Raw genomic sequence first — 14,748 nt, forward strand, 5'->3', positions numbered from 1 at the left:
GAGTCGTCCGCGACCCGTGGTTACGTACGGCGCAAATACTCGATGGCCTTCGCCTGAGCCGAGTCGGACTCGGGATGAGTGTAGAACGCGAAGTGCGTACCGCGATCCAACGTCAGGAGCTCGGAGCCGGCGATACCGGCATGCGCCTTCTCGCTGTTCTCCGGCAATACATCTGAGTCTGCGGTGCCCTGCACCAGCAGCGTCGGAGCACCGATGGCTCCCCACCCCGGATCGGAACTCTTGGCGAACTGGACCAGATCGTTGTCCCATCCTGCTTTGCGACTGCCGACCTGCGACGCGGTGAGAGCCATATCGAGCACGAACTGCTTCTTGGTCTCGTCGGACTCGATGTACTTGACATGTTCGTCGAACTCTTCGCCGGAGAGCGAACTCTCGTCGGACACCGCACCCTGGATCACTTGCAAGGGCTGATGGGCGACGAGTTTTTTCATGAGCCAGTCACCGATTCTGGTCGTCTGGAAGATGCGCGAGGAAAAGTCGGGAGTCGGATTGACCCACTGATCGCTCAGACACGCAACAGCTACCAAAGAATGGGTCCTGCCGGGGTACCGACTTGCGAACGCGAACGCAGACGGACCTCCTCCGGACCATGCGAGCACACCGACCTTGTCGACTCCAAGGTCGTCGAGCAGCGCAGCGTATAGGTCAGCTTGATCGGTCGGTGTGAGCCGATCCCCCAATTCGGTGCCCAGATAACCCGGACGAGACAACAGAATCGCCTGGAACTCCTCGACTGGGAGGAATCGCGACATGGCTTCGGCCGCGTCGATTCCTCCTGGCGAACCGTGCAGAACCAACACTGGGACGCCAGTCCCGCGGATCGCGTACTCGATAGGTCCGCGCGCAGTGTCGGTGATCTTCACATCTGCCAGCTCAGCCATGACTCGACTCCTCCTACAACATCGACGGTCGATAGCAAACGTAATTTCCTACGGCTGTTCACGCATCGTCCGAATCGGGTGAACCTACCGTCACAACCGGATCGCTGCGCGCGGTGCAGACGGATTGGTTGAACACTTGGGAGGGAGTCGGCGATCCCGAGCGGGTGCGGGTGGTCTGTCTGAGCGGATTTACCCTCGTGTTGTGTGGTGTCGGGGGGGTGTGGGCGTACATCGTGGGAGTAGATCCGTTGTTCGGCGACCGGCGGCGTACGTCTGGGTGGATTTACCCTCGTAATGTGCGCTGGGGAGGGTGTTGCGCGTACATCGTGGGGGTGGATCCGTGGTGGGGCGACGTTCCTGATTCGAGATGCACGCCAATGGTCAGGTGCACGGTGAGGTGCTAGCTCTTGCCGGTGCGTCTGGCATGTGGGTGAGCGTCTGGCATGTGGCGGTCCGGTGTTCGGGACCGGATGCGCACGAATCACTCGGGTGCTCGCCACTTGAGGCACTGCTGGAATGCGGAGCACTTGGGGAGTCGTCGACTGCGGAATGTGTTGGTGGGGCGCGGAAATTAGTTGTGGAATGCAGAACACCCCCGACCATGGTGGTCGGGGGTGTTCTGGAATATGTGTTCGGCGGTGTCCTACTCTCCCACACCCTGTCGAGTGCAGTACCATCGGCGCTGGAGGGCTTAGCTTCCGGGTTCGGAATGGGACCGGGCGTTTCCCCTCCGCTATGGCCGCCGTAACTCTGTGAAACAGTGTCACGAGCGAACCGAAGTCGGAGACACACACAATTGTGTGTTCGTTCTTGGTTCTATCTAGTTGTGTACCGAAAATACACTTCGTGTGTTGTTTCAGATATTGCACAGTGGACGCGTAGCTTCTTTGTGGTAAGTCCTCGGCCTATTAGTACCAGTCACCTGCATCGGTTACCCGACTTCCAGTTCTGGCCTATCAACCCGGTGGTCTGCCGGGGGGCCTTACCCCCTCGAGGGGGTGAGAAACCTCATCTTGGAACAGGCTTCCCGCTTAGATGCTTTCAGCGGTTATCCCTTCCGAACGTAGCTAACCAGCGGTGCTCCTGGTGGAACAACTGGCACACCAGAGGTTCGTCCGTCCCGGTCCTCTCGTACTAGGGACAGCCTTCCTCAAGTTTCTTACGCGCGCGGCGGATAGAGACCGAACTGTCTCACGACGTTCTAAACCCAGCTCGCGTGCCGCTTTAATGGGCGAACAGCCCAACCCTTGGGACCTACTCCAGCCCCAGGATGCGACGAGCCGACATCGAGGTGCCAAACCATCCCGTCGATATGGACTCTTGGGGAAGATCAGCCTGTTATCCCCGGGGTACCTTTTATCCGTTGAGCGACACCGCTTCCACATGCCGGTGCCGGATCACTAGTCCCGACTTTCGTCCCTGCTCGACTTGTCAGTCTCACAGTCAAGCTCCCTTGTGCACTTGCACTCGACACCTGATTGCCAACCAGGCTGAGGGAACCTTTGGGCGCCTCCGTTACATTTTAGGAGGCAACCGCCCCAGTTAAACTACCCACCAGGCACTGTCCCTGAACCAGATCATGGTCCGAGGTTGAGGTATCCAATACGATCAGAGTGGTATTTCAACAACGACTCCACAGTAACTGGCGTCACCGCTTCACAGTCTCCCACCTATCCTACACAAACCGAACCGAACACCAATACCAAGCTATAGTGAAGGTCCCGGGGTCTTTTCGTCCTGCCGCGCGTAACGAGCATCTTTACTCGTAATGCAATTTCGCCGAGTCTATGGTTGAGACAGCTGAGAAGTCGTTACGCCATTCGTGCAGGTCGGAACTTACCCGACAAGGAATTTCGCTACCTTAGGATGGTTATAGTTACCACCGCCGTTTACTGGGGCTTAAATTCTCAGCTTCACCACCACGAGGGCAGTTAACCGGTCCTCTTAACCTTCCAGCACCGGGCAGGCGTCAGTCCGTATACATCGTCTTACGACTTCGCACGGACCTGTGTTTTTAGTAAACAGTCGCTTCTCACTGGTCTCTGCGACCCCACCCAGCTCACACTGCAAGAGTGATCACCGGACGAGGTCCCCCTTCTCCCGAAGTTACGGGGGCATTTTGCCGAGTTCCTTAACCATAGTTATCTCGATCGCCTTAGTATTCTCTACCTGACCACCTGTGTCGGTTTGGGGTACGGGCCGTGTGAAAGCTCGCTAGAGGCTTTTCTCGGCAGCATAGGATCACTGAATTCGCCTCAATCGGCTACGCATCACCTCTCAGGCTTATGTGAACGGCGGATTTGCCTACCGTTCGCCCTACAGGCTTACACCAGTACAACCACTGACTGGCCCAGCTACCTTCCTGCGTCACCCCATCGCTTGGCTACTACCAGATCAGGTCCCACGCATCCACCACACGCCTCACTCTCGAAAGAGATCGGTCACGCAGATTCAGGGTGGTTAGTATCACTGATTCACCATGGGCGCGTTCACACGGGTACGGGAATATCAACCCGTTGTCCATCGGCTACGCCTGTCGGCCTCGTCTTAGGTCCCGACTCACCCTGGGCGGATTAACCTGGCCCAGGAACCCTTGGTCATTCGGCGGACGAGTTTCTCACTCGTCTTTCGCTACTCATGCCTGCATTCTCACTCGCACAGCCTCCACACCTGGATCACTCCGATGCTTCCACGGCTGCACGACGCTCCCCTACCCACCCACACACCTGGCATCATCCCCGTAGGAACAATGCGGGCTATTGTGTGAGTGCCGCAGCTTCGGTGGTGTACTTGAGCCCCGCTACATTGTCGGCGCAGGATCACTTGACCAGTGAGCTATTACGCACTCTTTCAAGGGTGGCTGCTTCTAAGCCAACCTCCTGGTTGTCTTCGCGACCCCACATCCTTTTCCACTTAGTACACGCTTAGGGACCTTAGCTGGCGATCTGGGCTGTTTCCCTCTCGACTACGAACCTTATCGCCCGCAGTCTCACTGCCACGCTCTCACTCATCGGCATTCGGAGTTTGGCTGATTTCGGTAAGCCGGTAAGCCCCCTAGACCATCCAGTAGCTCTACCTCCGATGAGAAACACGTGACGCTGCACCTAAATGCATTTCGGGGAGAACCAGCTATCACGGAGTTTGATTGGCCTTTCACCCCTACCCACAACTCATCCCCTCAGTTTTCAACCTAAGTGGGTTCGGTCCTCCACGACGTCTTACCGTCGCTTCAACCTGGCCATGGGTAGATCACTCCGCTTCGGGTCTAGAACACGCCACTACACACCAAACGGTGATACGCCCTATTCGGACTCGCTTTCGCTACGGCTACCCCACACGGGTTAACCTCGCGACATGCCACTAACTCGCAGGCTCATTCTTCAAAAGGCACGCCATCACCCCCAGTGACAAGTCACTCGAAGGCTTTGACGGATTGTAAGCGCACGGTTTCAGGTACTATTTCACTCCCCTCCCGGGGTACTTTTCACCTTTCCCTCACGGTACTAGTCCGCTATCGGTCACCAGGGAGTATTCAGGCTTATCGGGTGGTCCCGACAGATTCACAGCAGATTTCACGGGCCCGCTGCTACTTGGGTATCCACTACAACAGTCACAGTATTTTCGTCTACGGGACTCTCACCCTCTACGACAGGCCGTTCCAGACCACTTCGACTAACACCATGATTTCTAACTGTCGGCCGATCCGGCAGAATCGACAAAGCAAACCCCCACAACCCTCCATACGCAACCCCTGCCGGGTATCACACGCACAAAGTTTGGCCTCCTCCGCTTTCGCTCGCCACTACTCACGGAATCACAATTGTTTTCTCTTCCTGTGGGTACTGAGATGTTTCACTTCCCCACGTTCCCTCCACACACCCTATATATTCAGGTGCAGGTAACACGACATCACTCGTGCTGGGTTTCCCCATTCGGACACCCTCGGATCACAGCTCGGTTGACAGCTCCCCGAGGCTTATCGCAGCCTCCTACGTCCTTCATCGGCTCCTGGTGCCAAGGCATCCACCGTACGCTCTTCATTACTTACAACAAAGATGCTCGCGTCCACTGTGCAATTCTCAAACAACACACACGCAGAAAACCAACATGCATCCATCAGACCAGAACAATGTCACCACCATTCCGCGATAGGGATACGATCTCCCACCTGTATATGTCTTGCCTTGAAAGAAACATGCTTTCGCGTGTTCTCTCAGGACCCAACAGTATGCCGATATAGACGCCGCCAGTACATCATTGAAGACGTACCGATACGCGATGTCTCGTTGTCAGTGTTCCACCCGTGAGCACCGCCGGATGACGTATGCATCCGAAACGGTTTCTGTCTCACTCCCCGTCACCTGTGTGACGGTCCGAGCGAGAAGAGGCTCCTTAGAAAGGAGGTGATCCAGCCGCACCTTCCGGTACGGCTACCTTGTTACGACTTCGTCCCAATCGCCGATCCCACCTTCGACGGCTCCCTCCCACAAGGGGTTAGGCCACCGGCTTCGGGTGTTACCGACTTTCATGACGTGACGGGCGGTGTGTACAAGGCCCGGGAACGTATTCACCGCAGCGTTGCTGATCTGCGATTACTAGCGACTCCGACTTCACGGGGTCGAGTTGCAGACCCCGATCCGAACTGAGACCAGCTTTAAGGGATTCGCTCCACCTCACGGTCTCGCAGCCCTCTGTACTGGCCATTGTAGCATGTGTGAAGCCCTGGACATAAGGGGCATGATGACTTGACGTCGTCCCCACCTTCCTCCGAGTTGACCCCGGCAGTCTCTTACGAGTCCCCGCCATAACGCGCTGGCAACATAAGACAAGGGTTGCGCTCGTTGCGGGACTTAACCCAACATCTCACGACACGAGCTGACGACAGCCATGCACCACCTGTACACCGACCACAAGGGGGGCCGTATCTCTACGGCTTTCCGGTGTATGTCAAACCCAGGTAAGGTTCTTCGCGTTGCATCGAATTAATCCACATGCTCCGCCGCTTGTGCGGGCCCCGTCAATTCCTTTGAGTTTTAGCCTTGCGGCCGTACTCCCCAGGCGGGCGCTTAATGCGTTAGCTACGGCACAGATCCCGTGGAAGGAACCCACACCTAGCGCCCACCGTTTACGGCGTGGACTACCAGGGTATCTAATCCTGTTTGCTACCCACGCTTTCGTTCCTCAGCGTCAGTTGTTTCCCAGAGACCCGCCTTCGCCACCGGTGTTCCTCCTGATATCTGCGCATTTCACCGCTACACCAGGAATTCCAGTCTCCCTGAAACACTCAAGTCTGCCCGTATCGCCTGCAAGCCCGAAGTTGAGCCCCGGGTTTTCACAAACGACGCGACAAACCGCCTACGAACTCTTTACGCCCAGTAATTCCGGACAACGCTCGCACCCTACGTATTACCGCGGCTGCTGGCACGTAGTTAGCCGGTGCTTCTTCTGCAGGTACCGTCACTCACGCTTCGTCCCTGCTGAAAGGGTTTACAACCCGAAGGCCTTCATCCCTCACGCGGCGTCGCTGCATCAGGCTTCCGCCCATTGTGCAATATTCCCCACTGCTGCCTCCCGTAGGAGTCTGGGCCGTGTCTCAGTCCCAGTGTGGCCGGTCACCCTCTCAGGTCGGCTACCCGTCGTCGCCTTGGTAGGCCATTACCCCACCAACAAGCTGATAGGCCGCGGGCCCATCCTGCACCACAAAAGCTTTCCACCACACAACATGCATCATGCGGTCATATCCGGTATTAGACCCAGTTTCCCAGGCTTATCCCAGAGTGCAGGGCAGATCACCCACGTGTTACTCACCCGTTCGCCGCTCGTGTACCCCGAAAGGCCTTACCGCTCGACTTGCATGTGTTAAGCACGCCGCCAGCGTTCGTCCTGAGCCAGGATCAAACTCTCCGTAAAAGACTCTAGATATCAGCAGCACCCAAAAGGCACCACCTAATCAGTCATAAACCAAAAGAGCCAAATCACTAGCAAAAAAACTCAACTAGCAAAACAAAATATCTCCTCACCCCAGACGGGAAGAATGAAGCAAGAAGATGTCACACCCACACCCCGAAAGGCATGAGCACCAAAAACATTCGGCACTGACATTCATCGACACACTGTTGAGTTCTCAAAGAACACGCACACACCGAACACACAAGGAAACCACGTTCTCAAGGTGCCCGAGGCAACTGTTCCAGCCTATCCCAGCTTGGTCTCGGACGCAAGGCCCGACTCTTGGGGGAAAGACTGTCTTACTATGCTCTGTCAGCTACTCCGTACAACCTCGTTGCCATGTCCGTGAAGACCTGGTCGGTGTCCGTGTCGCTCTGACTCGACAAAAGTTACGCGAGCAGAGGGGCACGCGCAAATCGGCAGGTAGAACGGTCCGCCGTTCGAATTCGCCCAGGTGAGGGCACGTCACGTTCCGCCGGACAGCGCCGCGCGACAGAAGTCGCCCAGTGTGACGCCCGACATACTTCCGTCAGCGCCCGCCTGATAGTGCCAGAACATGCTGGGGCACAGCGATTTCGGGCGTCAGATCGTCTGCTGCAATCGATTCGCCCAGACATTCCGACACCGGAACCACACCCGCCCACACACCACCGGCGGCCACGTCGCGATCATCGTCCTCAGGGCCCCCGCTGCGCGCTTTCACCGACGCTTCGTACAACGGCAACGCGAGGACCACCGTCGCTGCGAGTTCTTTCTTGGTGTGCGATCGAAGGTGCTTACTCCTGCCCTCGACAACTTGGTCGACTATCGCGTCGAGCGCGCGACCGAGTTCGGCGTCTTCGGTCACCACTCTCGGGCGGCCGAGTAGGACCGCGCTTCGGTAGTTCATCGAATGATTGAAACCAGAGCGGGCGAGCACCAACCCGTCGAGCACCGTGACGGTCACACAAATCTCGAGATCCGGCGCCTGGACCAGGCTCCGTGCAGCAACCGAGCCGTGCAGGTAGAGAGTCCCGTCGAGGTCGGGACCGTCGAAGTCGACGCCGTACACCGTCGGCAGCACTCTGACCGTCCCGTCCACCGTCACTCCCAGGTGGCAGATTCGCGCCGACGCCAGCACATCGACCAACTCGGCCCTGTCGGAACGCGACCTAGCACGCCCGCGTTTGATCGTCGTCCGCTCAGTGGGTGACAGTTCGCTACTCGTTTCGCTACTCGTTTCGCTACTCACACTCGGTATCATCGACGACAATTGGCCTAGTGTCGTGGGCCATTCAGACGTCAGACCACTAGGCCAATTGGAGAACGCAATGCTGCCGTCTTCGCTAGTCATTTCGGTGGATCGTTCAGCAGGGCGCACACTTGCAGTGCAGATTGCCGACTGTATTCGTGCGGCAATCGACGGCGGGCATATCGAATTCGGCGCTCGATTGCCCAGCAGCAGAGCGCTTTCCGATGAAATTGGAGTCGCACGCGCCAACGTCGAGAATGCATACGACCAACTGACCGCAGAGGGTTGGATCGACGCTCGGCACGGGGCAGGAACTTACGTCCGCCGCATCCCGGCAGAACGGTCCGTCACCTCCCGACCCACACGATCCGCCGCCTCGACCCCGCACACTCCCGAACGAAGGGTTCGGCTGGCGACCGGCACCCCGTGGGTTTCACCGAGGGTCTCTGCGGCATGGAGACGCGCGTGGCGTGAGGTCGGCACCGCTCCACCCCCTCAGTCATACCCGGATCCTCGCGGCGAGCCGCACCTCCGAGCTGCGGTCGCCGACCTGCTCGGACGCGCTCGAGGTCTTAAAACCGATGCTGAGTCGGTCATCATCACCACCGGGAGCATGCACGGAATGGCCCTCGCGCTTCCGGCCCTCGCGGATTCCTCGTCCTCTCCGGGGCTTGCACACGAAAACCCCGGTTACCGCGTCGCCACCACCACAGCCACCCGCTGGGGTTGGTCGGTTCACGATGTCTCCGTCGACGCCGACGGCATGGTCATCGACGAATTGAACCGCGCACCGAGCAACACCAGGGCCGTGTACGTGACCCCGTCACATCAATATCCGACCGGCGGATTGCTACCTGTCGGCCGCCGTCGCGCGCTCGCCGACGTAGCCCGACGACGTGACCTCATGATCATCGAGGACGACTATGATTCCGAATTCCGTTACGGCGTAGCGCCTTTGCCGACCGTGGCAGAACTCGCACCTGACCGCACCGTCTACCTCGGAACTGTAGCGAAGACGCTGGGCGGTGGAATCAGGATCGGGTGGCTGGTCGCGCCGCGCCACGTGCTCGATCGGATCGTCGACGTCAGAACTGATCTGGGCGACTATCCGTCACTCCCCGTCCAGCACGCCACCGCATCGTTGCTCCGGGACGGCGAATGGGACAGAACGGTCCGGGCAGCCCGCAGGCTCTACCGAGAACGCGACCGCCGCGTGGCTGCGAGACTGGCCGAATTCGGAGAGCTCCGCGGAGTCGGCGCAGGAATGCACACCACTCTGCTTCTCGACCCCGGCGTCGCAACCGCAGTTGCAGCCCGCGCGGCTGCTGAAGGTGTCGACATCGACACCCTCGCGGAATCGACTCGCACCGACTCCCCCGTCACGGGGTTGATCGTCGGGTACGGGTCGGTTTCCGAGGACGAGCTCGCCTACGGCTTGGACGTCCTGACGGATGCACTCCGGTCCGTCAACTGACTCGTTCGATACTTCCGCCGAGGGCAGTCAGGTTCTCCACGAACCGGGGGTAGCCACGGTCGATGTGGTAGACGTCGTGCACCTCGGTGACGCCGTCCGCGCAGAGACCCGCGAGCACCAGTCCGGCGCCCGCTCGAATATCCGAGGACCACACCGGAGCGCTCGATAGCTGGGGAACGCCACGAACCACCGCATGGTGTCCGTCGGTTCGGGCATCCGCACCCAGACGGATCATCTCCTCGACGAAGCGGAACCGAGCCTCGAACACGTTCTCGGTGATCATCGAGGTACCGTTCGCCACGGCAGCGAGGCCGATTGCCATCGGCTGAAGGTCCGTCGGAAATCCGGGGAACGGAAGCGTCGCGAAGTTGACGGCCGTCGGTCGCTCGTGCTGCACGACCCTGAAGCCGTCGGCCTCCGACGTCACTTCCGATCCCGCCGAACGCAACTTGTCCAACACCAGCGACAGATGCTTGGGATTGACGCCTCGAACTCGAACGTCACCGCGCGTCATCGCAGCAGCGATACCCCACGTCGCCGCGACGATTCGGTCACCGATCACTCTGTGCGTCGTCGGCTTCAGGGCCGCGACACCCTTGATCGTCAACGTCGACGTGCCGGCTCCGCTGACCTGAGCTCCCATCTCGTTGAGCATGTTGCACACATCGACGATGTCCGGTTCGCGGGCTGCGTTGTCGATGACCGTCTCACCCTTGGCAAGAACAGCAGCCATCAAAATGTTCTCGGTGGCCCCCACCGACGGGAACGCGAGCCGGATGTTCGCTCCTCGCAGCTCTTCTGCCTCGGCAACGACGCAACCGTGCTGGATCTCGCTGGTAGCGCCGAGCAGACGAAGACCCGACTGATGCATATCGAGCGGGCGCGATCCGATCGCGTCGCCACCAGGCAACGCCACCACGGCGCGCCTGCACCGCGCCACGAGCGGTCCGAGGACGCACACCGACGCCCTGAACTGCGTGACCGCCGGGAAGTCGGCGTGATGCTTGGGTTCTGCCGGCGTCGTGATGTGCACGACCGATCCTTCGAGAACCACATCGCATCCGAGTCCTCGGAGCACCTCCGCCATCAGCGGGACGTCGAGGATGTCGGGGCAATTGGTGATGGTGCTGGTCCCCTCCGCCAACAGGGCAGCAGCCATCAGCTTGAGGACGCTGTTCTTCGCACCGCCGACCGACACCTCGCCGACGAGTCGGTTACCACCGGATACCAAAAAGCGTTCACTCACAGTTCGACAGCGTAGCCAGGCTCGTGCGGTCCCAGCCGAGCGGTACCGTAGCGCCATGGCTGTGCACTTGACTCGGATTTACACCCGCACCGGCGATGACGGGACGACAGGGCTGAGCGACTTCTCCCGGGTACCGAAGAACGACGTACGCGTGGTCGCGTACGCGGACTGCGACGAAACCAACGCCAGCTTGGGAGTTGTTCTTGCCCTTGGCAATCCACCGGAGAACATCGTCGAGGTCATCCGCACTGTTCAAAGCGATCTGTTCGACGCCGGCGCAGACCTGTCCACGCCTGTCGTCGAAGACCCGAAATATCCACCGCTGCGCATCGACCAGACATACATCGATCGACTGGAGCGGTGGTGCGACCAGTTCAACGACGACCTGGAGCCGTTGACGTCGTTCATATTGCCTGGTGGGACGCCTCTGGGTGCCCTACTTCATACCTCGCGGACTATCGCGAGAAGGGCCGAGCGCGCCGCATGGGCAGCTGTAGACGCGAGTCCGGACAACACCAGCGCTTTGCCGGCGAAGTATCTGAACAGATTGTCGGACCTTCTGTTCATCCTCAGTCGGTACGCAAATCCCGACGGCGACGTCCAGTGGATTCCAGGCGGATCTCGCGAGCGTTAAGCCGCAGGTCGGCCGCGTCTCGAGCGTCCAGACGGACGGGACTCCAGCCAGGACATGAACGCCGTGAGGGCGCCTCGATCCAGCGCAATTTCGTAACGGTGGGCGTGATGGGTCAATTCGAGGACGGCGATTTCGTCACTCATGATGTCGAATTCGTCGGCGCGGGGCTTGCGCCGCTCCCCCACCTCGATGCCCTGACGAGTCATCCTGTGGTCGGGCCCTGGCCGCAAGCTCGACAGTTTGAAGAACACGAGAGTGTTGTCGCCGTATCGAATGACACCGTGTCGCCAGCCACTGCCACCCGCCGACGGTATGACACGCATGATCGCAGCGGTGCCGCCGCGTCGAAGAATGGTCAAACGATACAGAAAAGCCGCGACGAGGCCTGCGAGCAGCACAACCAGAATGATCAGAACGATCACTCCGATGTGCATCTCGCTGGCCCCGTCGCGGCTTTCTCGTAAAACCTAGGCCCGCTCGGCGGCGCGAATTCGGCCCTTGGCGATAGCCAGGGCTTCCTTGTCGTCACCGCCCGCGTCCAGGACAGAGCGTGCTGCGTCGACGTCGATGTCCTGAGCGAAGTCCGCAGACTCGGCCAGAACAGTGACGGTCTTTCCCGTGACTGACAGGAATCCACCGTGGACTGCAGCCACGATCTTCTCGCCGTCGGTCGTCGTGATGGAGACCGTGCCCGCCTCGACCAACTGGCCGAGGACAGGCTCGTGACCGGCCATGATGCCGATTTCACCCTCCGTCGTCTGAGCGCTCACCAGGGTCGCGTTGCCGGACCACAGCTTCTGCTCGACAGCGACGAGGGAGACCTCCATGCCGTTCGTTTCCGAAGAAGTCACGTCGGGCTACTTTCCGGCGATCTTCTTGGCTGCTGCCTCGACGTCGTCGAGACCACCACAGCTGTTGAATGCCTGCTCGGGAAGGTGGTCGTACTCGCCCTTGGTGACCTTGTCGAACGCCTCGATGGTGTCGGAGAGCGACACGACCGAACCGGGCTCGCCGGTGAACTTCTCGGCAACGATGAAGTTCTGTCCGAGGAACTTCTGGAGGCGACGTGCGCGGCCGACCAGAACCTTGTCCTCTTCCTGGAGCTCGTCCATACCGAGGATGGCGATGATGTCCTGCAATTCCTTGTACTTCTGCAGGATTCGCTTGACCTCGTTGGCGACGCGGAAGTGCTCGGCGCCGACAATGCCGGGCTCGAGGATTCGCGAAGTCGAGCTGAGCGGGTCCACAGCGGGGTAGATACCCATCTGCGAAATCGGACGCGACAGCTCGGTCGTCGCGTCGAGGTGGGCGAATGTCGTTGCAGGCGCCGGGTCGGTGTAGTCGTCGGCGGGAACGTAGATCGCCTGCAGCGAGGTGATCGAACGTCCACGGGTCGAGGTGATGCGCTCCTGGAGCTCACCCATCTCGTCCGCCAGCGTCGGCTGGTAACCCACGGCGGAAGGCATACGTCCGAGGAGGGTCGACACCTCCGAGCCTGCCTGCGTGAAGCGGAAGATGTTGTCGATGAAGAGCAGCACGTCCTGGCCCTGAACATCGCGGAAGTACTCCGCCATGGTCAGTGCGGACAGGGCGACGCGCATACGCGTGCCCGGCGGCTCGTCCATCTGGCCGAAGACAAGGGCGGTGTCCTGGAGGACGCCCATCTCTTCCATCTCGAGGTGAAGGTCGGTGCCCTCACGAGTGCGCTCACCGACACCTGCGAACACCGAGGTACCGGAGAATTCGCGGGCGATACGGGTGATCATTTCCTGGATCAGAACGGTCTTGCCGACGCCGGCACCACCGAACAGTCCGATCTTTCCACCCTTGACGTACGGGGTGAGGAGGTCGATGACCTTGATGCCGGTCTCGAGGATCTCGGTCTTACCTTCGAGCTGATCGAAGGCTGGTGGCTTGCGGTGGATGCCCCACTGCTCGCCGTCGCGGCCGAGTCCCGGGGTGTCGAGGCAGTCACCGAGGGCGTTGAACACGTGGCCCTTGACGACGTCACCGACGGGAACCGAAATCGGCTTGCCGGTGTTCTCGACAGCGGTTCCGCGGACAAGTCCGTCGGTCGGCTGCATCGAGATGGTGCGGACCAAGTTGTCGCCGAGGTGCTGTGCAACCTCGAGCGTCAGGGTCTTGGCCACCGTCGGCAGAGTGATCTCTGCGTGAAGTGCATTGAACAGGGCGGGGATGGCGCCGCGCGGGAACTCGACGTCCACAACGGGGCCGATGACCCGAACGACACGGCCGGACTGTGTGTCCGCTCCGCTCGCGTTCTCTTGGGCTACTGCTGCGGTCATTGCTTAGTCACTTCCTGCGCTGTCAGCCAACGCGTTTGCGCCACCAACGATTTCGCTGATTTCCTGGGTGATCTGGGCTTGCCGAGCCTGGTTGGCCTGACGGCTCAAGGTCTCGACCAATTCGTTCGCGTTGTCCGTCGCTGCCTTCATCGCTGTACGACGCGCGGCCGACTCGGATGCAGCCGCATCGAGCAGCGAGGAGTAGACCCTCGTGCTGATGTACTTCGGCAGCAGAGCCGACAGGAGAGTCCCGGCTTCGGGTTCGAAGTCGTACTGGGCCTGAACATCGGACGCCGAAGGAGAATCGGTGAGCGCGTCGGCGCCCATCTGAATCTCTTCGTCGGTGTACGCGATTTCCAGGGGTGCCATACGTCGAACTTCTGGCTTCTGCGTCAGCATCGACACGAAACGTGTGTAGACGATGTGCAGTTCGTCGACGCCTTCGATGGTGCCTTCACCATTGGGCGCGTCGACCTCGGAACCGGACCCCGCCATGAACAACTCGACCAGATGCTTGCTGGCCTTCGCCGCGTCGGCGTAGCCGGGCTCCTGCGAGAAGCCCGTCCATGCACCCTTCACATCGCGCTCACGGAAGGTGTAGTAGCCGAGGCCCTTTGCACCGAGCACGTAGATGACCGGATCCTTGCCCTCCTTGCGAAGAAGCTGAAACAGCTCCTCCGCTTCCTTGAGGACGTTGGAGTTGTATCCACCACACATACCGCGGTCACTGGTCACGACCAGCACTGCTGCACGCTTGGGCTCGGAACGTTCGTTCAAGAGCGGGTGGTCCAACGAACCCGACGCACTCGCCAATGCCGAGAGCACCTTGGTGATCTCTTCCGCGTACGGCTTGGAAGCAGCAACACGGGCCTGCGCCTTGGTGATTCGCGACGTAGCGATCAGTTCCTGCGCCTTCGTGATCTTCTTGGTCGAGTTGACCGACTTGATCCGGGAACGCAGCTCGAGAATGCTTGCCATCAGCTGTTCACGCTCCCTTCTCTACTCG

General features: G+C 59.8%; 9 protein-coding genes and 3 rRNA genes. 2 read left to right on the plus strand and 10 right to left on the minus strand.

From position 1 onward, the window contains the following. Positions 1 to 20: 20 nt before the first annotated feature. From D8W71_RS22760 to D8W71_RS22780, 5 genes are all read right to left on the minus strand, one after another. A complete protein-coding gene (locus D8W71_RS22760; protein WP_121116825.1) occupies positions 21 to 902 on the minus strand; it encodes an alpha/beta fold hydrolase in 882 nt (293 codons plus the stop codon). Between the two features lie 630 nt (positions 903 to 1,532). Beyond that, positions 1,533 to 1,649: ribosomal RNA gene (gene rrf / locus D8W71_RS22765) — 5S ribosomal RNA — on the minus strand. A 141-nt stretch (positions 1,650 to 1,790) separates the two neighbouring features. After that, positions 1,791 to 4,952 (minus strand): 23S ribosomal RNA (locus tag D8W71_RS22770). 346 nt (positions 4,953 to 5,298) lie between these two features. Continuing rightward, positions 5,299 to 6,812: ribosomal RNA gene (locus D8W71_RS22775) — 16S ribosomal RNA — on the minus strand. Together the 16S, 23S and 5S rRNA genes form the textbook arrangement of a ribosomal RNA operon. A 568-nt stretch (positions 6,813 to 7,380) precedes the next feature. Next, positions 7,381 to 8,082 carry a pyridoxamine 5'-phosphate oxidase family protein gene (locus D8W71_RS22780; protein ID WP_236077576.1) on the minus strand — a complete coding sequence of 234 codons (702 nt, stop codon included), beginning with the start codon at positions 8,080 to 8,082 and terminating at the stop codon, positions 7,381 to 7,383. A 106-nt stretch (positions 8,083 to 8,188) separates the two neighbouring features. Here D8W71_RS22780 and pdxR point away from each other — a divergent pair, with 106 nt between their 5' ends. Next, positions 8,189 to 9,556 (plus strand): MocR-like pyridoxine biosynthesis transcription factor PdxR, encoded by a 1,368-nt coding sequence (gene pdxR / locus D8W71_RS22785; protein ID WP_236077577.1) that lies wholly within the window; start codon positions 8,189 to 8,191, stop codon positions 9,554 to 9,556. Here pdxR and murA read toward each other — a convergent pair. After that, on the minus strand, positions 9,549 to 10,802 hold the full coding sequence (murA, locus tag D8W71_RS22790; protein WP_121116831.1) for a UDP-N-acetylglucosamine 1-carboxyvinyltransferase: 1,254 nt from the start codon (positions 10,800 to 10,802) through the stop codon (positions 9,549 to 9,551). The genes pdxR and murA overlap by 8 nt on opposite strands. A 55-nt stretch (positions 10,803 to 10,857) precedes the next feature. Between murA and D8W71_RS22795 the strand changes: the two genes are divergently transcribed. Continuing rightward, complete coding sequence (locus D8W71_RS22795) at positions 10,858 to 11,436, plus strand: cob(I)yrinic acid a,c-diamide adenosyltransferase (protein ID WP_121116833.1); 579 nt, start codon at positions 10,858 to 10,860, stop codon at positions 11,434 to 11,436. Here the strand turns inward: D8W71_RS22795 and D8W71_RS22800 are convergent. From D8W71_RS22800 to D8W71_RS22815, 4 genes are read right to left on the minus strand one after another with little or no spacing between them, the layout of a single operon-like run. Further along, positions 11,433 to 11,870 (minus strand): DUF2550 domain-containing protein, encoded by a 438-nt coding sequence (locus tag D8W71_RS22800; protein WP_201265165.1) that lies wholly within the window; start codon positions 11,868 to 11,870, stop codon positions 11,433 to 11,435. The genes D8W71_RS22795 and D8W71_RS22800 overlap by 4 nt on opposite strands. A 33-nt stretch (positions 11,871 to 11,903) precedes the next feature. Beyond that, positions 11,904 to 12,263 (minus strand): F0F1 ATP synthase subunit epsilon, encoded by a 360-nt coding sequence (locus tag D8W71_RS22805; protein ID WP_115968166.1) that lies wholly within the window; start codon positions 12,261 to 12,263, stop codon positions 11,904 to 11,906. A gap of 30 nt (positions 12,264 to 12,293) precedes the next feature. Beyond that, the gene (atpD, locus tag D8W71_RS22810; RefSeq protein ID WP_121116835.1) at positions 12,294 to 13,742 is read right to left on the minus strand and encodes a F0F1 ATP synthase subunit beta; all 1,449 of its coding nucleotides are present in this window, start codon (positions 13,740 to 13,742) and stop codon (positions 12,294 to 12,296) included. Positions 13,743 to 13,745: 3 nt separating this feature from the next. Beyond that, positions 13,746 to 14,720, minus strand: a complete 975-nt coding sequence (locus D8W71_RS22815; protein ID WP_121116837.1) for a F0F1 ATP synthase subunit gamma — start codon at positions 14,718 to 14,720, stop codon at positions 13,746 to 13,748. Positions 14,721 to 14,748 lie beyond the last annotated feature (28 nt).

Origin of the sequence: Rhodococcus sp. P1Y, assembly GCF_003641205.1 — a bacterium.
Classification (GTDB): Bacteria; Actinomycetota; Actinomycetes; order Mycobacteriales; family Mycobacteriaceae; genus Rhodococcoides.

Excerpts from the sequence above, each read along its gene's own strand:
- D8W71_RS22805 (WP_115968166.1), bottom strand. The coding sequence starts at position 12,263 with ATGGAGGTCTCCCTCGTCGCTGTCGAGCAGAAGCTGTGGTCCGGCAAC.
- atpD (WP_121116835.1), bottom strand. The coding sequence starts at position 13,742 with ATGACCGCAGCAGTAGCCCAAGAGAACGCGAGCGGAGCGGACACACAG.
- D8W71_RS22815 (WP_121116837.1), bottom strand. The coding sequence starts at position 14,720 with ATGGCAAGCATTCTCGAGCTGCGTTCCCGGATCAAGTCGGTCAACTCG.
- D8W71_RS22795 (WP_121116833.1), top strand. The coding sequence starts at position 10,858 with ATGGCTGTGCACTTGACTCGGATTTACACCCGCACCGGCGATGACGGG.
- D8W71_RS22760 (WP_121116825.1), bottom strand. The coding sequence starts at position 902 with ATGGCTGAGCTGGCAGATGTGAAGATCACCGACACTGCGCGCGGACCT.
- D8W71_RS22800 (WP_201265165.1), bottom strand. The coding sequence starts at position 11,870 with ATGCACATCGGAGTGATCGTTCTGATCATTCTGGTTGTGCTGCTCGCA.